23 protein-coding genes and 1 tRNA gene are annotated in these 25829 nt (G+C 60.3%); 8 read left to right on the forward strand and 16 right to left on the reverse strand.

What is annotated here, in order from left to right:
• Position 1: 1 nt before the first annotated feature.
• Positions 2–1018: a 1,2-phenylacetyl-CoA epoxidase subunit PaaA gene (paaA, locus tag SIC14_RS14700; RefSeq protein ID WP_412562669.1), complete on the reverse strand. Its 1017-nt coding sequence runs from the start codon at positions 1016–1018 to the stop codon at positions 2–4.
• 239 nt (positions 1019–1257) lie between these two features.
• Between paaA and SIC14_RS14705 the strand changes: the two genes are divergently transcribed.
• Positions 1258–2013: a sulfite exporter TauE/SafE family protein gene (locus tag SIC14_RS14705; protein WP_412562670.1), complete on the forward strand. Its 756-nt coding sequence runs from the start codon at positions 1258–1260 to the stop codon at positions 2011–2013.
• Between the two features lie 71 nt (positions 2014–2084).
• Here the strand turns inward: SIC14_RS14705 and SIC14_RS14710 are convergent, their stop codons facing one another.
• Positions 2085–2846, reverse strand: a complete 762-nt coding sequence (locus SIC14_RS14710) for an IclR family transcriptional regulator (protein ID WP_412562671.1) — start codon at positions 2844–2846, stop codon at positions 2085–2087.
• A gap of 119 nt (positions 2847–2965) precedes the next feature.
• On the opposite strand from SIC14_RS14710, the gene SIC14_RS14715 reads away from it, so the two are divergent.
• From SIC14_RS14715 to SIC14_RS14735, 5 genes are all read left to right on the forward strand, one after another.
• The gene (locus tag SIC14_RS14715; RefSeq protein ID WP_412562672.1) at positions 2966–3673 is read left to right on the forward strand and encodes a 3-oxoacid CoA-transferase subunit A; all 708 of its coding nucleotides are present in this window, start codon (positions 2966–2968) and stop codon (positions 3671–3673) included.
• A 5-nt stretch (positions 3674–3678) separates the two neighbouring features.
• Positions 3679–4368 (forward strand): 3-oxoacid CoA-transferase subunit B, encoded by a 690-nt coding sequence (locus SIC14_RS14720; protein ID WP_412565875.1) that lies wholly within the window; start codon positions 3679–3681, stop codon positions 4366–4368.
• A 17-nt stretch (positions 4369–4385) separates the two neighbouring features.
• Positions 4386–5588 carry a 3-oxoadipyl-CoA thiolase gene (pcaF, locus tag SIC14_RS14725; protein ID WP_412562673.1) on the forward strand — a complete coding sequence of 401 codons (1203 nt, stop codon included), beginning with the start codon at positions 4386–4388 and terminating at the stop codon, positions 5586–5588.
• Between the two features lie 163 nt (positions 5589–5751).
• On the forward strand, positions 5752–6855 hold the full coding sequence (locus SIC14_RS14730) for an NAD(P)/FAD-dependent oxidoreductase (RefSeq protein ID WP_412562674.1): 1104 nt from the start codon (positions 5752–5754) through the stop codon (positions 6853–6855).
• Positions 6856–6870: 15 nt separating this feature from the next.
• On the forward strand, positions 6871–7218 hold the full coding sequence (locus SIC14_RS14735) for a RidA family protein (RefSeq protein ID WP_412562675.1): 348 nt from the start codon (positions 6871–6873) through the stop codon (positions 7216–7218).
• 127 nt (positions 7219–7345) lie between these two features.
• Here the strand turns inward: SIC14_RS14735 and SIC14_RS14740 are convergent, their stop codons facing one another.
• The 11 genes from SIC14_RS14740 to SIC14_RS14790 form a co-directional block, all read right to left on the reverse strand.
• Positions 7346–7984 carry a histidine phosphatase family protein gene (locus SIC14_RS14740; protein ID WP_412562676.1) on the reverse strand — a complete coding sequence of 213 codons (639 nt, stop codon included), beginning with the start codon at positions 7982–7984 and terminating at the stop codon, positions 7346–7348.
• Positions 7971–9032, reverse strand: coding sequence for an ABC transporter ATP-binding protein (locus SIC14_RS14745; protein WP_412562677.1), 1062 nt, complete (start codon positions 9030–9032; stop codon positions 7971–7973). The genes SIC14_RS14740 and SIC14_RS14745 overlap by 14 nt, the downstream gene beginning before the upstream one ends.
• 21 nt (positions 9033–9053) lie before the next feature.
• A complete protein-coding gene (locus SIC14_RS14750; RefSeq protein ID WP_412562678.1) occupies positions 9054–10760 on the reverse strand; it encodes an ABC transporter permease in 1707 nt (568 codons plus the stop codon).
• A 143-nt stretch (positions 10761–10903) separates the two neighbouring features.
• A complete protein-coding gene (locus tag SIC14_RS14755; RefSeq protein ID WP_412562679.1) occupies positions 10904–12232 on the reverse strand; it encodes an ABC transporter substrate-binding protein in 1329 nt (442 codons plus the stop codon).
• 163 nt (positions 12233–12395) lie between these two features.
• Complete coding sequence (locus SIC14_RS14760) at positions 12396–13640, reverse strand: sigma-54-dependent transcriptional regulator (RefSeq protein ID WP_412562680.1); 1245 nt, start codon at positions 13638–13640, stop codon at positions 12396–12398.
• Entirely contained in the window at positions 13637–15598 is a 1962-nt protein-coding gene (locus SIC14_RS14765; RefSeq protein WP_412562681.1) for a sensor histidine kinase, read from the reverse strand. Before SIC14_RS14765 ends, SIC14_RS14760 begins: the two co-directional genes overlap by 4 nt.
• 41 nt (positions 15599–15639) lie before the next feature.
• A complete protein-coding gene (locus tag SIC14_RS14770) occupies positions 15640–16887 on the reverse strand; it encodes an ABC transporter substrate-binding protein (RefSeq protein ID WP_412562682.1) in 1248 nt (415 codons plus the stop codon).
• Positions 16888–17141: 254 nt separating this feature from the next.
• Entirely contained in the window at positions 17142–17639 is a 498-nt protein-coding gene (locus SIC14_RS14775) for an SMI1/KNR4 family protein (RefSeq protein WP_412562683.1), read from the reverse strand.
• A 345-nt stretch (positions 17640–17984) separates the two neighbouring features.
• A tRNA-Gln gene (locus SIC14_RS14780) sits at positions 17985–18059 on the reverse strand.
• Between the two features lie 75 nt (positions 18060–18134).
• Positions 18135–19499, reverse strand: coding sequence for a mechanosensitive ion channel domain-containing protein (locus SIC14_RS14785; protein ID WP_412562684.1), 1365 nt, complete (start codon positions 19497–19499; stop codon positions 18135–18137).
• A 76-nt stretch (positions 19500–19575) separates the two neighbouring features.
• The gene (locus SIC14_RS14790) at positions 19576–20094 is read right to left on the reverse strand and encodes an SH3 domain-containing protein (protein ID WP_412562685.1); all 519 of its coding nucleotides are present in this window, start codon (positions 20092–20094) and stop codon (positions 19576–19578) included.
• Positions 20095–20263: 169 nt separating this feature from the next.
• On the opposite strand from SIC14_RS14790, the gene SIC14_RS14795 reads away from it, so the two are divergent.
• Together SIC14_RS14795 and SIC14_RS14800 are read left to right on the forward strand one after the other, a co-directional pair.
• Positions 20264–21250 (forward strand): 2-hydroxyacid dehydrogenase, encoded by a 987-nt coding sequence (locus SIC14_RS14795; RefSeq protein WP_412562686.1) that lies wholly within the window; start codon positions 20264–20266, stop codon positions 21248–21250.
• Between the two features lie 98 nt (positions 21251–21348).
• The gene (locus SIC14_RS14800; RefSeq protein ID WP_412562687.1) at positions 21349–22710 is read left to right on the forward strand and encodes a S41 family peptidase; all 1362 of its coding nucleotides are present in this window, start codon (positions 21349–21351) and stop codon (positions 22708–22710) included.
• 57 nt (positions 22711–22767) lie between these two features.
• Here SIC14_RS14800 and SIC14_RS14805 read toward each other — a convergent pair whose 3' ends face one another.
• The 3 genes from SIC14_RS14805 to panC all read right to left on the reverse strand — a co-directional run bounded on the left by SIC14_RS14805 (position 22768) and on the right by panC (position 25602).
• A complete protein-coding gene (locus tag SIC14_RS14805) occupies positions 22768–23685 on the reverse strand; it encodes a pirin family protein (RefSeq protein WP_412562688.1) in 918 nt (305 codons plus the stop codon).
• 265 nt (positions 23686–23950) lie between these two features.
• Positions 23951–24760, reverse strand: coding sequence for a 3-methyl-2-oxobutanoate hydroxymethyltransferase (gene panB / locus SIC14_RS14810; RefSeq protein ID WP_412562689.1), 810 nt, complete (start codon positions 24758–24760; stop codon positions 23951–23953).
• Positions 24757–25602 (reverse strand): pantoate--beta-alanine ligase, encoded by an 846-nt coding sequence (gene panC / locus SIC14_RS14815; protein ID WP_412562690.1) that lies wholly within the window; start codon positions 25600–25602, stop codon positions 24757–24759. Before panC ends, panB begins: the two co-directional genes overlap by 4 nt.
• Positions 25603–25829 lie beyond the last annotated feature (227 nt).

The raw sequence follows: 25829 nt of genomic DNA on the forward strand, positions 1-25829 counted from the left end.
CTTACTCAGCCGCCTGCTGCGCGGCCATTGCGGCGGCGCGCTTTTTCTCGGCTTTCTTTTCGGCATGGGCCATCAGGCCTTCGCGGACCCAGGCACCTTCGTCCCAGGCTTTATTGCGGGTCGCCATGCGGTCCTGATTGCAGGGGCCGTTGCCTTTCAGCACGTCAAAGAACTCGCCCCAATCGGGTTCGGAGAAGTCATAGCCGCCTTTGTCCTCATTCCATTTGAGGTTCTCATCCGGAATTGTCAGGCCGAGGAATTCGGCCTGCGGCACGGTCTGGTCCACAAACTTCTGGCGCAGCTCATCGTTGGTGTTGATCTTGATCTTCCACGCCATCGACTGCGCCGAATGGACCGAGTCCTTGTCCGAGGGACCGAACATCATCAGCGACGGATACCACAGGCGGTTCAGCGCATCCTGCGCCATCTTCTTCTGCTCAGGGGAACCCTGCGCCATCTTCATCACGATGTCGTAGCCCTGACGCTGATGGAAGCTCTCTTCCTTACAGATGCGGATCATGGCGCGGGAATAGGGACCGTAAGAGGTCCGCTGCAGCGGCACCTGGTTCATAATCGCGGCCCCATCGACCAGCCAACCCACGGCGCCGATATCGGCCCAGTTCAGCGTGGGATAGTTGAAGATCGAGGAATATTTGGCACGCCCGTCCAGCAGCTGTTCGGTCATCTCATCGCGGGTAATGCCCAGCGTTTCGGCAGCGGAGTAGAGGTAGAGCCCGTGGCCCGCCTCATCCTGCACCTTGGCCAAAAGGATCGCCTTGCGTTCCAGCGTAGGGGCGCGGGTGATCCAGTTGCCTTCGGGCAGCTGGCCGACGATTTCGGAATGTGCGTGCTGACCCATCTGACGGATCAGGGTTTTGCGATAGCCCTCTGGCATCCAATCGCGAGGCTCGATTTTGATATCGGCGTCGATCTTGTCCTGAAAGGCAGCTTCTTCAGGCGTCATCTCTTCGCGAGATTTGGCGCCGGAGCCGGTGGATTTGACCATTTGCGCGTACATGGCAGGGACCTCCCAGAGTGGCCCCAAGGGCCGATGTGTCTGTCTGTAGGGCAGCGGATCGCGATGGGATGCAAAGCTGACCATGCGGTTAGGGATACGTGAGGTGCAGATTCGAGGCAAGGAAAATGTTACGCATTTTTGCAGTGGCTCTGAAATGAGTAACAAATGATGAAGATTGTCACGCTCCGGGTCGATTGGTATGCGGAGGTATACCGATTTGAGGCCCAATGATGTTTGACATGTTCCTTGCTGCTCTGCCGTCCGAATTGCCGCTCTGGACCTCCTTGGCGCTGATCGGGGCCAGCTTTGCGACCTCGGCCATTTCGGCGGCTTTTGGTCTGGGTGGCGGGCTGGTGATGCTGGCGCTGCTGGCCGCAACCCTGCCGCCAGCAGCGCTGATTCCGGTGCATGGCTGGGTGCAGCTGGGATCAAACGTGGCGCGGGCGGGCATGATGTGGCGCACCATTCAATGGGCGCTGGTGCCTGGCTTCCTGATCGGGACGGTTGCTGGCATCGCCCTCGGCGGCCAGATCGTGGTCAGCCTGCCGCCTGCCTATATGCAATTGGCGGTGGGGCTCTTCATCCTGTGGACGCTCATCGCCTCACCGCCGCGTTGGCTGCGCCATGCTGGGTGGGTTAGCGGGCTGGTGTCCAGTTTCCTAACCATGTTCTTTGGGGCAACCGGCCCGTTCGTCGCCGCCTATCTGAAGCCACGCAAAATGGCGCGGCATGATCAGGTGGCGACCCATGCGATGTTCATGACCCTGCAACACGGGCTGAAGGTGGCGATGTTTACCATGCTAGGTTTTGCCTTGGCGCCCTGGGTGGGGTTCATCGTGGCACTGGTCCTGTCCGGTGTGGCGGGCACATGGGCGGGCAAACTGGTGCTGAGCCGGATGAGCGATCACGGGTTCCACCGTGTCTTAAGCGTGGTGCTGGCGCTGATCGCGTTGCGGCTGATCTATATGGCAGGCTCTGCCTTGCTGGCGGGGTAGGAGGGCGTTGCCCTCTGGGATCAAAACAGGTTTTGACCCCATTCACCCAGGATATTTGTCCCAAGAAGAAGTCAGTTCAGCACCCGTTTCAGGCTGTCCTGCACCTGTAACAGGGCCGGCAGATAATCATGCACGATGGTTTGCGGATCAGCAGCTGTGGCGGCCGTGCCGATGTTGAGGGCCGCAACAGTTTGGTCGCGGTGGTTCAAGACCGGTATCGCCAGAGAGCGCAGGCCCGGCTCAACCTCCTGATCCACCAGCGCATAGCCCTGCTGACGGATCGTGGCGAGCGCACCCAGAAGGTCCGGGACATTGGCGAGGCTTTGCGGCGTGCGCGGGCTGAGGTCCGTCTGCTCCAGCAGGGCACGGGCCTCTGGTTCCGGTAGAGCGGCCAGCAACACGCGGCCCATGGAGGTGCAATGGGCTGGCAAGCGGGAACCGGGCATCAACCCGATGGACATCAGCCGTTTCTGCGCTGCGCGGGCGATATAGACAATCTCATCCCCTTCGAGAATCGAGACAGAGCAGCTTTGGCCGATGGTTTCAGACAGTTGGTCGAGCCAGGGTTGCACCACCTGTGGCAGGGGCATGGACGACAGCGCCGCCAACCCCAGGCGCAGGACCCGCGGGGTCAGGGCGAAGAACTTGCCGTCATAATCGGCGTAACCTTCGTGATGCAGCGTCAACAGGCAGCGCCGCGCGGTGGCGCGGTCCAGCCCGGTTTGGGCTGCCACCTCAGTGATGGTCAGGCGCGGGGTATCGGCGCTAAAGGCTTCGATCACGCGCAGGCCTTTGGCGAAAGAGGCGATGGTATCAGTTGGTTTGTTCACCATGCGCACAGATATTCACAGCATGTGAACAAATGTCAAGATCCGCACAAAATCTATGGAAACCGACCGGTGGGTCGGATTAGCTCTGGTGGAGACAGGGGAAACGGCTCTAAGGACTTCAGATGGACAAACAGGTGGCAACTCTGGCCGAAGCGGTGGCGGGCATTCCCGATGGCGCGCGTGTGATGATTGGCGGTTTCGGCGGCTCTGGCGCGCCGATTGAGCTGATCCATGCATTGATCGACAGCGGTGCGCGGGATCTGACCGTGGTGAACAACAATGCAGGCAACGGCCATGTGGGGCTGGCGGCGTTGATTGAACAGAAACGGGTGAAGAAGCTGATCTGTTCCTTTCCCCGTTCGGCGGATCCACGTGTTTTTACCGAAATGTACTTGGCCGGTGAGATTGAGTTGGAGCTGGTGCCACAGGGCACGCTGGCCGAACGGATCCGCGCCGGTGGGGCGGGCATTCCGGCCTTTCACACGCCCACGTCTTACGGAACAGATCTGGCGGTTGGAAAACCGACCGCAGAATTTGACGGCAAGCCCTATGTGCAGGAACGCTGGCTGAAGGCAGATTATGCCATCATCAAGGCCGAGCTGGGCGATGCGATGGGCAACCTCAGCTACCGGATGGCGGCTCGGAACTTTAATCCGCTGATGGCCACAGCGGCGACCCACACTATTGCGCAGGTTTCGCGTGTGGTGCCCCTTGGCGGCATCGATCCGGAACAGGTGGTGACCCCGGGCATCTTTGTGAACACCGTGGTCGAAGTGGCAGAGCCCGCACAGGAAGAAGCGCTGAACCGGGCGGAGGCCGTTTACCCATGAGCAAGATGACGATGGAACAACTGGCTGAGATCAAGCTGAGCAACGCCCAGATCGCCTGGCGCGCGGCGCAAGATATCGAAGACGGGGCTTATGTGAACCTTGGCATCGGCTTCCCCGAGATGGTGGCGAAATTTCAGCCTGAGGGGCGCGAAGCTATCTTTCACACCGAAAACGGGGTTCTGGGCTTTGGCGAGGCCCCGGCAGCTGGCGAGGAAGACTGGGATCTGATCAATGCGGGCAAAAAGGCAATCACGCTGAAGCCGGGTTCGGCCTTCTTTCACCATGCCGATAGTTTTGCCATGGTGCGCGGTGGTCATCTGGATGTGGCCATCCTGGGCGCCTATCAGGTGGCGGAAAACGGCGATCTGGCCAATTGGTCCACAGGGCGCGGTGGCGTGCCTGCGGTGGGCGGTGCGATGGATCTGGTGCATGGGGCCAAACGGGTTGCCGTTCTGACCGATCATGTGACCAAAAAAGGCGACCCTAAACTGGTGGCCAGCTGCACCATGCCGCTGACGGGCGTCGGCTGCGTGACTCGGATTTACACCTCACTGGCGGTGGTGGATGTCGAAGCCGGGCGATTTGTCCTGCGCGAAAAACTACCCGCCATCAGCATGGAAGATTTGCAAGCCCTTACGGGGGCGGAACTGACAACGAACGGGCCGGTGGGCGATCTGATCGCGCCGGAGCTGTAACAAAAAGGAAGAGAGAGATGCAGGAAGCCTATATTTGCGATTATGTGCGCACCCCAATTGGCCGGTTTGGCGGGGCGCTGGCCTCGGTCCGGGCGGATGATCTGGGGGCGGTGCCGATCAAGGCGCTGATGGACCGTCATGACATCGACTGGTCCGCCGTGGACGAGGTGATCTACGGCTGCGCCAACCAGGCGGGCGAAGACAACCGCAACGTGGCACGTATGGCGGCTCTGCTGGCAGGTCTGTCGGAAACTGTGCCGGGCACCACGATGAACCGGCTTTGTGGCTCGGGCATGGATGCGGTGATTGCCGCGGCCCGTGCGATCAAATGTGGAGAGGCCGATCTGATCATTGCGGGCGGCGTCGAAAGCATGACGCGCGCACCGTTTGTGATGCCAAAGGCCTCCACCGCCTTCAGTCGCGCCAATGAGGTTTTTGATACCACCATCGGCTGGCGCTTTGTGAATCCGCTGATGAAGGAACAATACGGTATCGATTCCATGCCGGAGACCGCGGAAAACGTGGCCGAGGACTTCGGCATCTCGCGCGCAGATCAGGACGCCTTCGCCGTGCGCTCGCAGCAAAAGGCGGGCGCGGCGATGGAAAATGGCCGGTTGGCCATGGAAATCACATCTGTTGTGATCCCACAGCGCAAGGGAGACGATGTGGTGGTGGATACCGATGAACATCCGCGTCCTGCGACCACTGTTGAGAACCTCGCTAAGCTGCGCGCACCTTTCCGCGAAGGGGGATCGGTCACGGCTGGCAATGCCTCGGGTGTAAACGACGGGGCGGCGGCGCTGATCATTGCCTCGGCCGAGGCGGTGGAGAAACACGGGCTTAAGCCGATTGCCAAAGTGCTTGGCGGTGCCTCGGTTGGTCTGGCCCCGCGCATCATGGGATTTGGGCCGGCGCCGGCGTCGAAGAAGCTGATGGACCGTCTGGGGCTGACGCAGGAAGACTTCGACGTGATTGAGCTGAACGAAGCCTTTGCCAGCCAGGGTCTGGCGACGCTGCGCGATCTGGGCATTGACGATGATGATCCACGTGTGAACCCCAATGGCGGCGCCATTGCGCTGGGCCATCCCTTGGGCATGTCAGGCGCGCGGATCACCGGATCGGCCGCGCTGGAGATGCAGCTGAACGGCGGCAAACGGGCTTTGGCAACCATGTGCATTGGCGTGGGGCAGGGTATAGCCATCGCCTTGGAAGCCGTGTGACAGGATAGGGCGTGGGCAGGTCTGAACGCAGGGGGCGTTGCCCCCTCGGGCTGCGCCCTCACCCCCAGAGTAATTTAGGCAAGATGAAAGGGCGTCCCGACAGCGGGGCGCTCTTTACTTTTGGACTTGGCCGCGTTCCAGTGGCGCGAACAGGAGGGGCGTTGTGCACGTTACGGATCTTATTGTGATCGGTGGTGGGATTGCCGGTATGTCGGCGGCGGCGCATCTGGCGCAGCATGGCTCGGTTGTGGTGTTGGAGGCGGAGCCGCAGCATGGCTATCATTCCACCGGACGCTCAGCCGCGATTTTTGTGCGCAACTATGGCAATGCAACCCTGCGGGCGTTGAACGCGGCTTCGGCCCCCGTGTTGGAGCAGCCGGAGGGGATTTCCGACAGCAGCCTGTTGTCCCCGCGTGGTGAAGTGATGGTGGCGACCGAAGAGGAACTGCCGGTCTTTGAGGACTATATGGCGGGATCTGACGGGTTGGAGCGGCTGACGGCGCAGCAGGTGGGTGAGTTGATCCCGATGATGCGGGTTGAACGGATTGCGGGCGCGATGATCGAATGGGATGCCCAAGACATTGATGTGGACCGAATGCTGTCGGGCTATCTGCGCCTGATGCGGGCGCGTGGCGGTCGTTTGGTGACCAAAGCGCGGGTTGCGCAGATGGCGCGCGCTGACGGGGTCTGGACCGTGACAACGGGCGAGGAAAGCTATCAGGCGCCCATTGTGGTGAATGCCGCTGGCGGCTGGGCCGAAGGTGTTGGGCAGATGGCGGGCGGCGTGCCGATTGCGCTGACGCCCTGTCGCCGGTCCGCAGCGATCATTCCGGGGCCCGTGGGGGCGGATGTGATGGCCTGGCCGATGGTCTGTTCTGCCAGCGAGACCTGGTACGCCAAGCCCGAAGCGGGCAAGCTGATGGTGTCACCCGCCGATGAGGATCCGGTGGAACCACATGACCTCTGGGCCGACGACATGGTGCTTGCGGAAGGGCTGCACCGGTTTGAACAAATGGTCACGCTGGAGGTGACGCGGGTCGAACATTCCTGGGCGGGGATGCGGACCTTTGCTGCGGATCGCACGCCTGTGGTTGGGTTTGATCCTGCGACTGAGGGTCTGTACTGGCTGGCCGGGCAAGGCGGCTATGGCGTGCAAACCGCCCCGGCGCTGGCGGCCTTAACAGAGGCGCTTGTCATTGGATCCGATCCCGGGTTAGCTGCGCCCATCCTGTCGGCGCTTGCGCCGGAACGGTTTTTGAACTCCTGAGAAAGAGGCAAGGAAATGGCTGAAATCATTCGCAAACACACGGGGGCTCGTATGAGCCAGATGGTCATCCATGGCGACACCATCTATCTGGCCGGCCAGGTCGGCACCGCTGGCGCGCCGGTAGCACAACAGACCCAGGATTGTCTGGATAAAGTGGACGCCTTGCTGGCCGAAGCGGGCTCGGACAAGACCAAGATCCTGTCGACCACCATCTGGATGGCCGATATGGCGGATTTTGCCGAGATGAACGCCGTTTGGGACGCCTGGGTGCCGGAAGGCCACGCACCGGCCCGTGCCACCGGTGAATCCGCGCTGGCAACGCCGGACTACAAGGTCGAAGTGATTGTGATCGCTGCAAAGTAAGCGTGGACCTCTGCGTATGTGAAAGGCCCGGGGGGAGGTTCCCGGGCCTTTCGTTTTGCCGAAACCGGCGGGCTTCAGCGGCGGGCCACCCCAAAGAACGGTCAGGGAGAAGTGGCCCGTGTTCTGGTTAAAGCGCGGCGGTGCCGATGGCGGCGGGGTGGTGGCATTGTTCCACCCCCTCCTTGATTTCAAACACCACGCCCTGTTGGCGGTCGAGTTGACAGACCTGTTCCTGTGACAGGCCGCGCAAGAGGCCCCGCAGTGTGGCCAGTGCAATCCAGTGGGTCACCACAATGGTTGGCCCTTGCAAGCTGGTCAGGAAGTCACGGCAGCGGGTACGCAAGTTGGTGTAGCCTTCGCCCTCCGGCGCGTTGAGGAAAAGACGCATCAGGTCCGCCGTCGGCAGCTCACTGGCCGTTTCATGACCGGTGACCTCAGCATAGGTTTTGCCTTCCCAAGTTCCGGCGCTGATTTCCTGCACGCGTGGTTCAATCGCTGGCGTCAGTCCCAGTGGGGCCAGCGCAATCCCGGCCGTTTGCCGCGCCCGCCCCAAGGGGCTGGTGACGGCTTGAAACCGGGTCGTGCCCACCAGATCTTTCAGGATCGCCCCCTGCGCCGCCGCGTGGAGCCGACCCCGTGGGGTCAACTCCGAGTTTTGCCGCCCTTGCAGCCGGTGTTCGCGGTTCCACCGGGTTTCGCCGTGGCGCAACAGCAGCAGACGCGGCGCTTGCACCGGTGCAAGATCGGAAGGCTTAGGCGGTGACAATGACCGCATCCTCCGTGTTCACATGCAGATGCACATCCGATCCCGTCTCGCGCCAGGTTTCGCCGGCATGGTGGAACTGGTCCACGATCATTTCGGTGCCGGAGGTCTGGACGATGTAGCGGATCTGACTGCCCAGAAACTCACGGTGCAGCACTTTGCCCCGCAGCGTATCCGCGCCCGCCTGATCGACAATCCGCATGTTCTGGGGGCGCAGCACGATCGAACCTTGGCCTGCGCCCCCCCCGGTCAGGTTCAGCGCGTCGCCGGTTTTGGTAACAAACCGCGCGGCCTCGCCCTGTTTCTCAACGGCACCTTCCAAAATGTTGGCGGTGCCCAGGAAGTTGGCGACAAACAGGTTCACGGGCGTGTCGTATAGGTCCTGCGGCGTGCCGATCTGTTGGATCACCCCTTTGTCCAGCACCGCCATACGGTCCGCTGTGGTGTTGGCCTCTTCCTGATCGTGGGTCACGAAGATGGTGGTCAGCCCCAGCTTGCGCTGGAGCGCCAGCAGCTCGCGCCGCATCTGCACCCGCAGAGAGGCATCAAGGTTCGACAATGGTTCATCCAACAGCAGAACCTCAGGCTCTACCACCACGGTGCGGGCCAGCGCGATCCGCTGTTGCTGGCCGCCCGACAGCTGGTTCGGCATCCGGTCCGCCAGATGGGTCAACCCGACCAGTTCCAGCGCAGCATCGACCTTGGGGCCAATCTCTGCGGTATTCATTTTGCGCTCTTTCAGGCCAAAGCCGACGTTTTCGCGCACCGACATATGTGGCCAGAGCGCGTAGGACTGGAACACCATGCCGACATTGCGTTTCCACGGCGGCAGATCGACCACATCACGACCGCCAATCCTGATCGAGCCGGATGGGCGTGGGCCGAAGCCCGCGATAGAGCGCAGCAGTGTGGATTTGCCCGAACCCGATGGCCCAAGGAAGGCGAAGAACTCGCCCGGTTTGATGTCCAGATTGACGCCGGTCAGAACCTCGGTGTCGCCAAAAGACAGGTGGACGTTGGAAATCTCAATTCCAGGAAGTTGGTTGCTCATTGGTTTGCTCCTGACGGCCGCTTAATGCGGTTCCGTCGTTTTGAATTTCTTGTCACGTTCGATGATCACCTGAGACAGGAAGGTCCCCAGCGCCACGAGAAGCACGGCCACGATCCCCAGCGCAGCGCCTGCGCCACGGCCCGAAGGTGTCTGCATGAACAGGTAGATGCCGTAGGCCAATGGGGCGTCACTTTCCGAGCTTACCAGCATGATGGTGGCCGAAAGTTCGACTGCGGCGGTGGCGAAACTGGTCACGAAACCGGCCAGAATACCGCCCGACATCAGTGGGATCACCACGCGGCGGATGGTGGAGGCTTTGGTGGCGCCAAGGCTTTCGGCGGCTTCTTCCAGTGCCAGGCTGACCTGTTGCAGCGCGGCCGTGCAGGCCCGCAGCGCATAGGGCAGGCGGCGGATCATCAGGGCCAGTGCAATGATCACCCACCAGCTGGCCATCGGCTGATTGCTGAACGGCACGTCAATCGCATGGAAGGTCCGCAGATAGCCGATCCCCAGCACCACACCCGGCACCGCCAGTGCGGCCGTGGCCAGATAGTCCAGCGCCTTGCGGCCAAAGATGCCGGTGCGGATCACGATGTAGGCAATCGCGGTGCCGATGATGACGTCCAGAACCGCCGCGATGCCAGCGTATAGCAAGGTGTTGACGATATACTGTTTGGACCCTTCCCACATGGTCACATAGTTGGCCCAGGTGTAGGCGTCGGGCAGAGGTGCGAAGCTCCAGATCGTGGCAAAGCTCAGTAGCGCCAGACCGATATGGGGCGACAGGACGAACAGCAGGATCAGACCCACGACGCTATAGGCCATGACCTTCTCGCCGGTTTTCAGGTCCCGTTTGCTCAGACCACCGCCGCCTTTTTGCACGGTGGAATAGTCCTTGCCGCGCATCACCAGGAACGAGGCCCAGAGCGACAGGATCGAAAACGCCACAAGGATGAAGCTGATCACATAGCCCATCGGATCCGAGATCCCGATCGAGGAAATCCGCAGGAAGGCTTGGGGCGCCAGCATGTTGTTCACGTTCAGCAGCAGCGGTGTGCCAAGGTCGTCAAACACCTTGATGAACACCAGCGCCGCACCAGCGATATAGCCGGGCATCGCCAGCGGGAACACAATCCGGCGGAACAGGCGCATCCCGTAGGATCCAAGGTTCTGCGCGGCTTCTTCCATCGAGCGGTCAATGTTGCGCAGCGAGTTCGACAGGTTGATCAGGATGAAGGGGAAATAGTGGATCGACTGCACCAGGATCACACCGTTGAGCCCCTCCATGAACGGCAGCGAGATGCCGAAATGCTCTTTCAGCAGCAGGTTCACCGTGCCATTGCGGCCAAAGATCAGCTGCATCGCCACCGCGCCGACAAAGGGCGGCATGATCAGCGGGATAAAGCCCAGTGACTGAATCACGATGGAACCGGCAAAGTTAAACCGGGTGGTGATATAGGCCAGCGGCAACGCAATCACCGTGGCGATCACCACCGACATGGCTGAGACATAGAATGAGTTCCAGAAGCTTTCGCGGAACAGCGAGGTGCGGAAGAAATCGACGAAGTTCTGCAGCGTCAGACCACCGGTGTTGGGGTCGACGAAAGCAACGTAGATCACTTGGAAAACGGGCACGATCAACAGGCCGATCAGCAGCGTGGCGATCAGGATCGCCGTTGCGGTCAGGCCAGAGACGCGCGGAAACAGGAAGCCGGGCAAACGGTCCACAAGGGAGCGGCCTCCGGGCTTATTCGAAGGGACGGAAGACATGTTTCACCTGTAGGAGAGGAAGGCGGCTTCGATGTCGGAGTTAGCGGATCTGACACCGAAGCCGGGGAGCCGGGGCGGTGGAGCGCCCCGGAGAGGGAGGCTTACATTGCTGCAGCCTTGTCAGCCAATGCCTTGGCTTTGCGGTAGTTTTCGACAACCATCGAATCCCAGGCCTGTTCCACTTCGGCCTGACGCTGGCCCACTTCGTCCGAGGCTTTCTTGCGCTTCTTGGTGAAGATCCCGGCGAATTCGGCATCCAGCGATTTGGCTTCGTCGATTGGGTTGGCGTCGATCAGGGCCCGGGCTTCGGTGATCAGCGCCTTGGCTTCTGCGTTGTCACCACCAGCGTGTTTGGCTTCGGCCTTGTGTACGGCCCCAACAGCGGCGCGCAGGTCGTCCAAACGGTAGGTGATCATCACGTCAAACATCGAATTCACGAGGTTGTAGCGCGCCCCGGATTTGGCCACGTCAAACTTCACCGCCGCCCCGATGGAACTGTCCGCGAAGGGGTTCGGGAAGCCCTCGGGGGCTTTGTCATAGGTGGCGGGGTTGATCGGCAGACGCATGATGGCCGGATCCAGCAGAACTTCCTGACCGGCGGGGGTCAGCAGATATTCCACAAACGCCTGGGCGCCTGCACTGTTGGGGGCGTTGTTCACCACGGCGATGTTTGCCGGCACCAGTGCGGTCACTTCGGGATAGGCGAAATCAACCGGGAAGCCCGACGCCTTGGACGAGAAACCGAAGAAATCGATCACGATGCCCAGACCGAAGTTACCGGTGTTGACGCCATCCGGCACACCAAAGCTGCGCTCGGTCACAGTGGAGAAGTTGCCCGCGATCCATTTCCATTCGGACCAGCCTTTGTCCCAGCCTTCGCCCTGCAGCAGGGTTTCAACGGTCAGGTGGGTGGTGCCGGAACGGCTGGGCGCGGACATGCCAACGTGGCCGTGATAGGCGGCGTCTTTCAGATCAGCCCAGTTTTTCGCCGGAGTCAGATCGTTGCCTTTGAGGTAACGTTCGTTCCACATGATGCCGTAGCCCGCCGCCGCAAAACCGTAGTAGTAGCCGGCCGGATCGTTCATCGGGTAGGCGCCGATCTTGTCAGGAATCCCGTCCGAGGAGATGTCGACCTTGGCCAGCAGGCCGTCGCCCTTCAGGACTTCAAAAGCATCCGGTGCCGAGGCCCAGAAGATATCGGCGGTGTTGCCGTCGGCGATCTCCTGAATGTATTTCACCCCGGCTGAGGTTTTCTTGTTCAGGATCTCCAGATCATGGCCCGGGTTCGCTTTCTCAAACGCCGCCTCAATCGGACCGGTCATCGAGTTGGGGAACGAGGTGACAACAACGATCTTGTCGCCTGCAAAGGCCGAACTGGCCGAGATCAGCGCAGCCGCCGCAGCGGTGGTGCGCAGGATATGTTTTTTCATGGTTTCCTCCCAGAAATTCGGACCACATTTTGCGGCCCGCTGAGGGGAGGCTATGAGCGGGTAGGCGGCCCGCTCAATCGCAGTTTTCGAAATCGTTAAGGTTCAGGAAATGGGTCAAAAGTGACCCATGATTTTGGGTCATCTGTGACACCAGTTGGTGGTTCTACCCGTCCAAACCACAGTTTTTCAGGCGCAGATACAGACGTTTGCGCGGAATCCCTAAAAGATCTGCGGCCTTACCTTTCTTTCCGTCACACTGAATCAACGCGTTGGTCAGCAGCTCGCGTTCCAGCCGCAGCATTGCTTCGTCATAGGTTTCCGTGACCGGTGCGCCGGGGCCGTCGCCCAGCCGTACAGTCAGGCCCACCACCAGCTTTTCGGCCACGTTGCGCAACTCGCGCACATTGCCGGGCCAGCGGTATTTGCCAAAGGCCTCCAGATCCGGCACTGGCAGATCCTTGGCCGCCTTGCCATGACGGGCGGCTGCGTCGCGGATGAAATGTTCCAGTAGGTGAAACAGATCCCGCCCGCGTTCGCGCAGTGGCGGCAATTCGATCTGCGCGACGTTGATCCGGTAAAGCAGGTCAGACCGCAAAGCGCCCTCTGCCAACAGGTCGTCAGGATTGCGCGTGACCGAGGCGATTATGCGCGGCGCGGCCCCTTCAAACACACGCAACAGCTGCGCTTGCAGCTGGTCGGGCAGGGCGTCTGGGCTTTGCAGGTAAAGCGTGCCAGCGCTGGCCCGTTCCAACGCACCGTCAGTTTCGAACAGCATCCGCTCGATGTTCTCCGCCGTGAGGGCCGAGCAGTTGACCACCTCAAACCCCGCCTCCGCTTGGGGGGAGAAATCGTGGATCGCCCGGGCCACCTGCGCCTTGCCGGTACCGGTCTCCCCCCACAGCAGCACATCCACCTGCAAGGGGGCCACCGCCAGAATGTCGCGCCGCACGTAGCGCATCGGTTTGGATCGGCCAATGATGCGATCGGTCAGTCCGCGCCCGGTCTGCGCCTGTCGTTGCATCTGGCCCAGCTCGATCTGCAGATGCCGCATTTTCAAGGCCCGCAGGACCACCTGATGCAGATGCTCGGGATGCACCGGCTTTTCCAGAAACTCAAACACGCCCGCCTTCATCGCCTGTACCGCAACCGGCACATCGGCATGACCCGAAAACAGGATGATCGGCACATCCGGCGCGTCTTTGCGCACCTCTTCAAGCAGCTCCAGCCCGGTCATCCCGGGCATGCGGATGTCGGTCAGGATGACGCCGGGCCATTCGGGATCCAGAACCTCCAGCACCTCGCGGGCGCGCGCGAAGCCCTGTGTAGGCAGCCGGTGCTGTTCAAAGGTGTCGAGAATGGCGTCGCGGAGGTCGATATCGTCGTCGACCACGTAAATCAGCGGTTTCATCCCTTTGGGGTAGCGGGGCCTGTGCGCAGCGTCAAGCGGGCGGTGGTGCCGGGCCCATCGGCGTTTTCGGCCAGCGACAGGTCGCCCCCCATGTCCGCCATGATGTTGTAAGAGATCGACAAGCCAAGCCCCAAACCTTTGCCGACCTCTTTGCCGGTGACAAAGGGATCCAGCGCTTCAGAGGCGGAAATGTCCCCCAGTCCCGCACCGGTGTCCGACATGAAGACCTCGGTGTAATGATTTGTTTTATTTGCGGTAATGATGATCTTGCGGGTTGCGCTGTCCGGCTCAATGGCATCCAGAGCATTGGAGAAGAGGTTGACCAGAACCTGTTCTATCAAGATCTTGTCGCCACGTACCTCCAACCCGGTCAGGCTGCTGTCCAGATGAACCTCCACGGCTTCATCTTTCACTCGGGCAGAGACCAGCGCCAGCGCGTCTTCCAGCAGGTGTGACAGGACCAGAGGGTCGTCACTAAACTCTGCGCGGCGGGCAAAATTGCGCAGGTATGTGATGGTGCGACTCATCCGCTCGATCAACCCTTCCAGCCTTTGCACAGGCCGTTCTAACCCGTCTGTTTGCGCCGCAGCTGCTAGGGTCTGTAACTGATGCACACGGTGCTGCATGGCCGCCAAAGGCTGGTTCAGCTCATGCGCAATGCCAGCCGACATTTGTCCCAGTGCCGCCATTTTCCCGGCCTGGATCAGCTCTTTCTGGGTCTGCTTCAACGTCTCCACCGCCCGTTCACGTTCGCGCACCTCTTCCTCCAGCGACGCCAGGGCGTGATCCCGTGTCTTGATCGAGCGTTCGAACTCCTCAATCACCAGGGCCAGATGGGCGATCTCATTCTCATCGCTGCTGGGCGTGCCAAGGTTCTGCGCCTGCGCGATGTCGTTCAGCTGCCGCGTCATACGGCGCAGCGGGCGGACAATCCCGCCGCGGATCGGCCCCCACAAGGCCCATCCACCAACCACACCAGCCAGCAGTGTCAGCCCGATCAGCCATTGGATTGCCAGCTCCGATGAACGCAGGGATTGCTCCGTGTCTGTTAAAATTTCTACACGTTGTGAGGCGCTTACGGATGAAAGCTCACTCTGCAATGCCTGCAGGTCCTGCTGCAGCCGGTTGACATGATCCAGGGTTTGCACCTGCGCCCTTAGCCAAGTGGCGCGCAGCGGAAACAGACCTTGGGCGCTGGTGGAAACGGGAAACAGCGCCTCGATGGATTGTTTCAATGTTGTCAGCTCTGGCCGGTCGGGCAACTGCGCCAAAAGCGGTGGCAACGAGGCCAACGCATCATCCGACAAGCCGCGCAGCTGGGCCAGTTGCGCCTCATTGCCGGCAACAGCCCCCTGCAGCATCAGCGTCACGGCAATTGCAGCCCCATCTCCCAGCCGGCGTACTGCATCGCGCTTGTTGCCTTCCTCGTCAATCAGAAGGGCCTGACGATTGCGAAACGCCGGATCCGAGGAGGCGACAAGACTGCTCATGGCCACCGAGATATTGAACGCATAGTCGCTGAGGATTGGGTCAGCTTCGGCCTGAATGTCGGCATTGAGCCACCTCAGTGTGTTCATCTGGATGTTGATTTCACGTGAGGTTTTTGCGCTACTAGCTTGAAGGAAAGTGATTTCTTCCAGGTGACCTGTGATCCGTGCTACCTGGTCCTGAGCGGTGCTCTGGCTGTTCGACAGGCGGCTCAGGCTGTCGCCCAGGCCGGTGCGGATCTGTTGTAACTCGCTCAGGTCGGCAGGCGGGCTGTCTGCCTCATGGCCCAGAATGCGGGTTGTGACAGTGAGCAGTTGTGCGGAGTATTCCGCCAGTTCGTTGGCCACGGCCAAATCGGGGATCTGATCCCGTGCAAGCCGGTCATAGTCCCGCTGCACCTGCAGAAAGAACAGGATTGCCACGGTGAGCACCAGCCAGACAATGGCAACGATGCCCAGGATTGTCAGCAATAGGCGGTTCCACACCGATTGTCTGGAAGACCCAATTTGTTTCATTGCTTTACGCCTTGATCTTCAATCTTAGACAGCGCGAGTTCTGCCGCGTCCAGCTGGCTGTGTGACAGGGTGCGCCACTGTGTCATGCGGGCGGACTGTTGCTCTGACAGGGCAACAAACGCGCCGGAGTTTGTAGCCGTGCCCTCCACGCCCAGTTGCGCCTCGGTGACGGGCATTGTGGTCAATAACCGCCGTACCTCCAGCAGCGCCGCGCGGTCGCTGGGCCAATGGGCCGCTTCCAGCCGGCGCAGGCGGGCCCAGACAGACTGTCGCCGCGCAAAGGGTTCGGACACGAAGGCGTCAAACAGGGCATTCACTGCCCAGTAACGGGCACTGGCAAGGGGTGCGTCATATTCCATCCAGGTGAGCGCCAGCGCGTCCTCCAGCACCTGATGATAGGGCGCGTCAGAGGCCGCGCGGATCTTGGCCACATAGGGTGTGCGGGCAATTTCTGGGGTCAGCAACAGGCGCTGGCCGTCGTCTGAAGTGACAAAGCCCGCAAAGAGATCCGCCGCCGTGCGAGACTGGCCGTCGCGCAGTACCGCCAGCCGCGCCGCCGTTACCATCGCCGGATTGCCATAGGTGAGCGACAGCGGCTCGCCTTGATGAGAGTGGGCCAGAAAATCGATTGTCAGCCCCATCTCGAACCGGCCACTGGCCACCCCGTCCAGCACGGTGAAACTGCGGGCGGTGAGGGTTGAGAGGTTGGCGCTCAGCTCCAGCAGGTAGGCCCAGCCCTCGTGCCAGCCACGCACCTGAAAAAAACGCTCCAGCATCATATGGGTGGAGCCGGATCGAGACGGGCGCGCCATCGCAATCTTACCCGCCAGCGCAGGATCCAGCAGGCTGTCCCAGTCGAGCGAGATTGGTACCGCATCACTGGCCCGTTGCGCCCAGCCAAAGGCCGAATAGGCAAAGGGATGCACGGCCTGTGTGCCGTCCGGGTGCAAGGCCACCAGATCGTTTTGCTGCAACAGAACGAAGGGCTCCGGCGAGGAGGCCCAGAAGATGTCAAACCGCCGCTCATTGCCGCGCAACAACTCATCCACCGAGGCATTGGTGTTCTTGTTCAACACAATCACATCGGTCTGCGGATGGTGGGCCTCAAAGGCTGTTACAAAAGGGGTGTAGAAGCTGGGGGGCATTGACGTCAGGATGCGCAACTGCTCGGCCCAAGAGGGCATCGGCGTGGCTGCACACAGGGCGGATATTGTCGCGATTGCAAGCTGTTTCCCCCGGTTCATTTTTCGCGCCCCTCCCTGCGTCATGCTGCATATCCCAGTCCCAATGACAGCAGCATCGGCGACCTAGTCTGACGCAGAACAGGCGGGTTTAGAAGGGCTATCTGACCCGTGTGACCGCAGGTGAGAGGACGGCAAAGGCCGCAACGGCTTGACGTATCAGAAGAAATTATCTGGGGTGGGCGGGACACATTGCAGGGACAATGTTGTGCGGCCAATAAGCTCAGCACAGTCTGATGAAGCCGCGCAACACCACATCAATCCGACAGTCGCCATGCTTCCTTTTTGGATATCATGTTATCAACAAAGTCACGGAAGTTTGGCGCAACTTTGACAATCTCCAAGTCTCCGAAACTGTCTTTATCGCCGTCGTCATCACTCCGATAAAAATAAATTGTCCCTCGTTCGAGATCCATCAACAGATCGTCACCATAATGATTGTCTGCAAAGCAAAGGTACTTTTTAAACTCTTCAGAGAACCCATCAAGATCATGAAATTGAGAAAACGGGTACATGTTTTCTAGTCTCGCGAATTCGGGGGCTGCGCCCAGTCGAAAGTACACATGGATGGGGTGAATTTCAGATTGTCCAAAGCTGATGGCATGGAAAAAATAGTTTTCAAATTTGCCGCCATTAGAACTTAGAAGGTACTGGCGGTAGGACACGGGCAATCGATAGCCAATAGATTCTTCGAAGGCCACAACGTCTTTTTCAGTTGTTGCGCCGTATGGGTTGTGCTGGGTAATCTTATTCATCTGTTGTATTCTCAGTTCTCAAATAATTTGCAGGCATCGCCCTAGGATACTCTGGGGATAATCTGGCGTCAGTATTCAAGGCGCACGCGACCTCGAAGCGATAATGTTTATCCCGCGGATGATGTGAACACATGTATGCGCGGTCCTGCCATACAGCCGCAAAACTGAGGAAATCCGTGCATCTGAAATCAAAGAAGCAACGGAGGGTCTCTCGCGTTTCAAACCCCATACGCCTTCGCGTCTGTCGGCAGCGGCACGTCAGGACACGGCATGCAAAGGGCAGCGACAGCACACTCCGAACGGCTCTCGGTGTGGTCGTGATTTGCTGAGATTGTCAGAGGAAGTTGGCTGGGGTGGTAGGATTCGAACCTACGATGCGCTGTACCAAAAACAGGTGCCTTACCACTTGGCTACACCCCAACTTGTGTGGCGGTATTTACGGAACGTGGCGGGGAGGTGCAAGACCTCTTTTGAGAAAAAATGACAGTTTTTTCACTATTCCTGTGCGCCGTCTTTCTGCAGCAGATCATCCCCCAATGTTTCTTGCCTTTCTTCGCTCACCAGCTGGTCGAGCGCATCTTCGTTGTGGTCATGCACATCGCGCAGAGCATCGGCGGGGGCTGTGGGTTCTACGGGGGCAGCGCCGGATTTTGGGGAATCGAGGGCGGATTGAGGCGCCGCATTCGCGGCTGACTCGGCGGAAATGTCGATCAAACGGTAGGTGGGCTCCGGCATCGCGATGCCGGATTCGGTGAACCGGGTCAGAATCATCCGAATGGATTCGGATTTGGCCGCCAGCAGCCCGGTTTCGCGCTGGTCGATCCAGCCGACCATACGCAGGGTTACGGTGCTGTCGCCGATCCCATCGATCCAGACCGAAGGCGACGGGGTGTCGAGGGTGAAGGGCAGGGCGGCCAGCGCCTCCTCTGCCAGTTTCAGCGCCGCGCCAAGATCCGTGTCCGGTGCAACCCCCACGTCGAACAGGAACCGCCGCTCGGCGTTGCGGGTGTAGTTCACGATGCGGGACTTGAAGACGGTGCTGTTTGGAATGCGGATATGGTTGCCGTCCCAGCTGAGTAAAATGGTGGCTCGGCTGGTCAGACGGATGACCTTGCCTTCATCGCCATTGATCTCAATCGCATCATTGGGGCGGAAGGGTTGGCGGATCGACAGCATGATCGATGCGATGAAGTTCTCAACCGTGTCCTTCACCGCAAAACCGATGGCCAGACCAATGATCCCTGCTGCGCCCAGAATGGTCGACAGCAGCGCAGCTGCCCCCAGAATGTCCAGCGCCACCACAAGGCCAGCCACCAGAAACCCCAACCGCAGCACGATCCGGTAAATGTCAGCGATAAAGGCATTGGGGGCCAGACGGTCCCAGGGCTGGCGCATCCGTGCCAGTAAGAGGCCCGCGCCAAATACAATGGCAAAGGCCAGAACCGCCACCATCAGCAGCGGCAGATAGGCCACCATCTGGCTCATCCGTTGGCGGAACCGCTCCATGGCCGGGTTCAGCCGTTCCACCACATCTGTGGTTTCCGCTACCTCGTTGCGGATGGCGACCACCCCGTCGACGCGGGTGACCAATTCGCTCAGGGCTTCTGCCAGTTCGGCATTCAGCGTGGTGCCTTTCAGTGTCACAATGCCAGAGGTGACGGTGACGGTGACATCTTCATAGCCTTCCAGCTCGGTCAGGATATCGCGGATCCGCACCGCAATGGCGGCGTCCACTGTTGCGCTGTCCTCGACCGAGATAGGGCTGGAGGGCTGTTCCGTCACAGGGGCGGTTTGAGCAAGCGCGGGCAGGGCGCTCATTGGGAGGAGGGCAAGAAAGGTCAGGATCAGAAGAATGCGCATCGGTCTATAGCAAAGCAGAATGAAAACTGCTGCCAGCCTAAGCGGCGTTCTTGTGCCGGTGCAAGAGCGGAGCTGGTCAGTCCTTCAACTCTTCCGGTTTAACCCCCCAGAGCTTGTCCTTCGGGGCCCAGCCTCGGTAACCGCCTGCGTTGAGGCGGCACCAATCTGGGGTGCATTTTTCCATACGGGCGATCACGCCAAGCTCAACACGGGCCGAAATCGCAGTCTTTGGGTCGGGCCGCACGTGCAGCGCCAGCATATCATGATCCACAATCACATGACGCACCCCCGACAATAGCGAATAATGGACCCATCCGCCTGCACCGTCGCGGTCACGCACGCGGCGCCAGTGGCCGTATTCTGCGGTGATCTCGACCGGCATATTGCGGCGTTTGAACACCCAGTCGATTCGATGGGTCAAGGAAGGCCCGCGTCGCACATTGGCCTCTGCCGCCTTCACCGAGACGTAGCGTGGCAAAGGCAGATTGGTCACCGGCCCGCGTTCGGGCTTGGCGGTTTCAGCGGCCAAACCAACCGGCATAGCGCCCAACAGGGCAAGGCCCAAAAGGGCATGGATCAACGGGCGTCGAAACATCCTGACTGCGTCCTCAGTGTATTCGCGTCGTGATTTCCAAGCCGCTGAGGCGTATTGTTGCCGTGGTCTTGGTCGTGCGCGAAATATTATTGCGGACCCCTTGTGGCCCGTTGCGTTATCCCGCACTGTGCCATCAACGCGCCGGTAATTGAAGAAGAGGAAGGCCAAGATGGCATCTGGACGCCTGAGTGTTGTTGTCACGCGACGCTTGCCCGACGTGGTGGAAACACGCCTGAAGGAGCTGTTCGACGTCAAGCTCCGCCCTGACGACACCCCGATGAGCCGTGATGAACTGGCCGCTGCCATGCGCGAGGCCGATGTGCTGATCCCGACGCTGAATGACCGGATCGACAATGGGCTGGTTTCGCAGGCAGGGCCACAGCTGCGCTTGATCGCCAATTATGGTGCTGGCGTGGACCACATTGACGTCGCCACCGCCCGGCAGCGTGGCATTCAGGTGACCAATACACCCGGCGTTTTGACTGAAGACACCGCCGACATGACGATGGCCCTGATCCTTGCGGTGACCCGCCGCATCCCCGAAGGTCTGGCAGCGATGCAGACCGGTGACTGGAACGGCTGGGCGCCGACCTCCTTCCTAGGTGGCCGTGTTGCAGGCCGGCGTCTGGGCATTCTGGGGATGGGTCGCATTGGCCAGGCCGTGGCACGCCGCGCCAGCGCCTTTGGCATGCAGGTGTACTACCACAACCGTCACCGCCTGCGTGAAGAGACCGAGGCGGCGTTGGAGGCGACCTATTGGGACAGTCTGGATCAGATGGTCGCCCGTATGGATGTGCTGTCGATCAACTGCCCCCATACGCCCTCGACCTTCCACCTGATGAATGCGCGGCGCCTGAGGTTGATGAAACCGTCCGCCGTGATCGTGAACACCTCTCGCGGTGAGGTGATCGACGAAAACGCGCTGACCCGCCAGTTGAAAGCGGGCGAACTGGCCGGCGCGGGTTTGGATGTTTACGAACATGGCTCAGAGGCCAATCCCGATCTGCGGGCCATGTCCAATGTGGTGATGCTGCCGCACATGGGATCCGCCACCGAAGAGGGGCGGGTTGAGATGGGGGAAAAGGTCATCATCAACGTGAAAACTTTCGCCGACGGGCACCGACCGCCAGATTTGGTTCTGCAGGCGCTTGACTAATATGGATGCGGGGGGACGGAAACGTCCCCCGTTTTCTCTTGAAACTCGGTGACTACCGTTCCTACATCGCACCCAGATTGTATTTCTGGAGCGATTTGATGAAACGCATTTTTCCCAGCGCCTGTGCCGCTGCCGTTATCGCTGGCCTCAGCGCCAGTTTCGCAGGGCCTGCCGCAGCCAACGCAGACAAGTCAGATATTGACGGCATTTGGCAGGCGCAGGGCTACGGTTTCTGGCTGAGCGTCACCGGCGAAGAGGCCACGATTGACCAAATCACTGCTGGCGGCTGTGTCTCAATGGCATCGATCAAAAGCGTGATCCGTGACGGGGCCGTGGCCCGCCTGCAAGACATCACCCTTAATGGCATGGGCGGGGCGCTCGGGCCTCTACAGGGCGAACTGACGCTGGAAGAGGACAGGCTGCTGCTGGATCTGGGCAAAGCCAACCTGATCTCCTTCACCCGCGCCGATGCGCTGCCCGAAAGCTGCACCAACCGGCCTGGCAGCGATGCTTTGGCCAGTTTCGACGTGCTCTGGCACGGGTTTCAGGAACACTACGCCTATTTCGATCTGCGCGGCGTCAACTGGGACGAGATGCGTGCCACCTATCGGCCGCAGGTCACGGCCGAAACCGATGATGAAACCCTGCTGAACATCTTCATCCAGATGCTGGGGCCACTGCGTGACGGCCATGTCTCCCTGATTACCCCAGAAGGCCAGATTGCCGATGACGTCTTGCCGGAGTGGGCCGAAGGGCTGGAGGCCGAGCAAATGGTCAATGTCGTGCGCAATGCCTTTACGCTCCACGCACCCGAAGGCACCCGCCCGGCAAGTTCCATGGGGCTGGGCATGACCGCCGAAGGGCTGGGCTATATGACGCTGATCAACTTCGACGATGCGCTGGTCGCGGGTGAGGTGACGATGGCCTCTATTATGGGCGAGCTTTTGACTGCCGAGCCAAAGATGAAGGCACTGGTGATCGATACACGTGTGAATTTTGGCGGCAGCGATCTGGCAGGCTACGCTTTAGCGGCGCAACTGACTTCTGATTCTGTCGAGATCGGCAACAAAGCGGTTTGGGAGCAGGGTCGCTGGCATACCGACACACCGCTGACAATTCAGCCTGCCAATGCGCATGTCTGGGACGGTCCGGTTTACCTGTTGACCAGCGGGGTCACCATCTCGGCGGCGGAAACCTTTGCGCTGGCGCTGTCGCATTTTGACAATGTCACGCTTGTTGGCGCGCCCAGCAATGGCATCCTGTCGGATATGTCCTTCCTCACCCTGCCCAACGGCTGGGCCGTGTCGCTGTCCAACGAACGCTACCTGAATGCGGCGGGTGAGAACTTCGAAGGTGCAGGCGTGCCGGTCGACATTGCAGTGCCGGTGCTGCCGGAGGAAATTGCCGCGGGACGCGACCGCGCCTATGAGGCGGTGCTGCAGCATCTTGCACAAAACTGATCCGGACCGAAGCTCAGGCCGAAGCCCGGATCGTATTGCCTCTCGAACGTCGGGGCCTCAGGCCCTGGCGTCATGTTTGATAAAGGTGCCTTTGTTCAGTTCATCAAAAGCCTGCCGCAGTTCGGCCTGTGTGTTCATCACAATTGGCCCATGCCAAGCCACAGGCTCCTGAATGGGGCGGCCGGTCATCAACAGGAACCGCAACCCTTCGTCCCCCGCCTGTACCGTGATCTCATCGCCGGAACCAAAACGCACCAAAGTGCGGTTGCCGCTCTGGTCACGGAACGCCATTTCCTGGCCTTGATATTCTTTCTCCACCTGAATGCCGATCGGGTTGGAGGCATCGCGGAACTGGCCAGATCCGGCAAAGACATAGGCCAAAGCATTGGCCCGCGTGTCCACTTTGAAGGTTTTGCGCCGTCCCGCAGGCACCGAAATGTCCAGCAACATCGGATTGGCCGCAATGCCATCCACCGGGCTTTGTTTGCCCCAGAATGAGCCGATCAGCACCTTCACCACGGTGCCGTCATCATCCACCTCCACCGGCAAGTCAGTGGCGCCAATGTCCTGATAGCGCGGTTTGGTCATCTTCAGATCTCGCGGCAGATTGGCCCAAAGCTGAAACCCATGCATCTGCCCCTTGGCATCCCCCAAGGGCATCTCCTGATGCACAATGCCGGACCCTGCGGTCATCCACTGGATCGATCCCGGTCCCAGAATACCACGGTTGCCGAGGCTGTCGGCATGTTCCACCTCTCCTTCCAGCACATAGGTGATGGTCTCAATCCCGCGGTGAGGATGCCAGGGGAAGCCCTTGGAATACATCCGCGGATCATCGTTGCGGAAATCATCCATCATCAAGAATGGATCGGTCAGGCTGGGATCGTCAAATCCGAACACACGGTGCAAATGCACCCCGGCGCCTTCCATGGCGGGCTGGGATTGCGAGGTGGCTACAACAGGTCTGAAGGTCATGGGGTGTCTCCTTAGCTTTGCCAAGGATATGGCCTGTGTCAGCTCACAGACAAATCCCCATGAACACACCCCAGTTGTGCAGACACGCGCAATCCAGATGTGCGCCTGCGGCGCGCAGAATGTCTCGGCCTTGCGGCCTCGGGCTTGCCTGCGGCGCGGATATTTGTGCCAAAGAGAAAGCGGCTTCTTCTTGGTCCAAATATCCCGGGGAGTCCGACGCAGTCGGGCGGGGCAGCGCCCCTTGCGCCCCATCGGCTTTGTTTTCCTATTTGTAAGTGTGCTCTGGCCCCGGGAAGGTGCGGGATTTCACGTCTTCGGCATAGTCCGAGACTGCGCGGTCGATGGCAGGGCCGAGGTCGCCATATTGTTTGACAAATTTTGGCGTCCAGGCGTTGAGACCCAGCATGTCCTCCAGCACAAGAATCTGCCCGTCACATTCGGCCGAGGCGCCGATGCCGATGGTGGGGATCTCTACCTGTTTGGTGATTTTGGCGGCCAGCGGTTCCACCATGCCTTCCAATACCAGTGCAAAAGCGCCGGCCTCGGTCACGGCTGTTGCGTCGGCCTCATGGGCGGGCCAGCTGTCTTCGTCGCGGCCTTGGGTTTTAAAGCCGCCCATGACATGGCTGGACTGCGGTGTCAGGCCGATATGCGCCATCACCGGAATGCCGCGTTCGGTGAGGAAGCGGATGGTTTCGGCCATTCGTGCGCCGCCTTCCAGCTTTACCGCGCCACAGCCGGTTTCCTTCATGATGCGGGCCGCGTTACGGAAGGCGACGGCGGGGCTTTCCTCATAGGTGCCGAAGGGCATGTCCACCACCACCAGCGCCTTCTGGGTGCCGCGCACCACCGCTTTGCCATGCATGATCATCAGATCCAGCGGCACGCCCACGGTGCTTTCCATGCCGTGCATCACCATGCCGAGGCTGTCGCCCACAAGGATGAAGTCGGCGTATTTGTCGACAATGGCGGCGGTGTGGGCGTGGTAAGAGGTCAGTGAAACAATCGGCTCCGCCCCTTTGCGGGCGGTGATTTGCGGCACGGTGGTACGGCGGATCGGGGTTTGGCTGCTCATGGCTGGATCACCTTTTGGTCAATCAAGAGAATGTCGGAGAACTGAACGGACAGCATCACGGCCAGCGGTGTGGTCAGGGGGCCGTGCAGATTGTCCAATGTGTCGGCGGTCACCGTATCAAGTCCCTGCAGGGTGGCGCGGGGTTCGGTGGCAATGGTGTTGGCGATGACATCGCGGATTGCCTCCACCGTGGTGCCGGTTTTGGCCAGATCTTCGGCCGCCTGCAGCGCCTGTGACAGCACCACGGCGGCGGCGCGATCTTCTGCTGTCAGGCGCAGGTTGCGGGAGGACATCGCCAGCCCGTCCGCTTCTCGGCAGATGGGGCCGCCAAGGATCTCAACCGGCATATGCAGATCGGCCACCATGCGCTTGATCACCTGCAGCTGTTGATAGTCCTTTTCGCCAAACACGGCGACATCGGGCTGCACAATGTTGAACAGGCGGGTCACCACCGAGGTCACGCCCCGAAAGTGGCCCGGACGGATTTTGCCGTGCAGAATATTGGCCAGATGGGTGGTTTCCACGATGGTTTCATGGCCCGGCGGGTAGATCGTGGTCACTTCGGGCAGGAAGACAATCTCCACACCAGCCTCTTGCAGCATCGCCAGATCACGCGCCTCATCCCGTGGATAGCTTTGCAGATCTGCCGCCTGGCCAAATTGAGTGGGATTGACAAAAATCGACGCCACCGTGGCCTCGCTCGCAGTTTTTGCTAAGGAGACCAGCGACATATGCCCTGCATGCAAAGCCCCCATGGTCGGTACAAAGCCAATACGTTGGCCTGCAGTACGCAGCGCGGCTACAGCGGCGCGCGTTTCCTCCACTGTCCGGCAGATCTTCATGCCGTTCCTCCGTGTTCGTTTGGCGCCCAAGACACCATTTGATCTACCGTATATTTACGGTGTGTGCTGCGATGCGGCAAGGGGGCGATTTGCGGACGGGACGTTACGTCGCCTTTCGCCTCTTCCGAGGCGGGCCGTGAGAACCGACATCGGTGTCGGTTTCGCGCGATCAGAGGTCGGCTGGGTTGAGAGGGGCGGCGCAGAACACGGCAAGATCACAGGCAAAT

The organism is Thalassobius sp. MITS945101 (genome assembly GCF_047123305.1).
GTDB lineage: Bacteria > Pseudomonadota > Alphaproteobacteria > Rhodobacterales > Rhodobacteraceae > Thalassobius.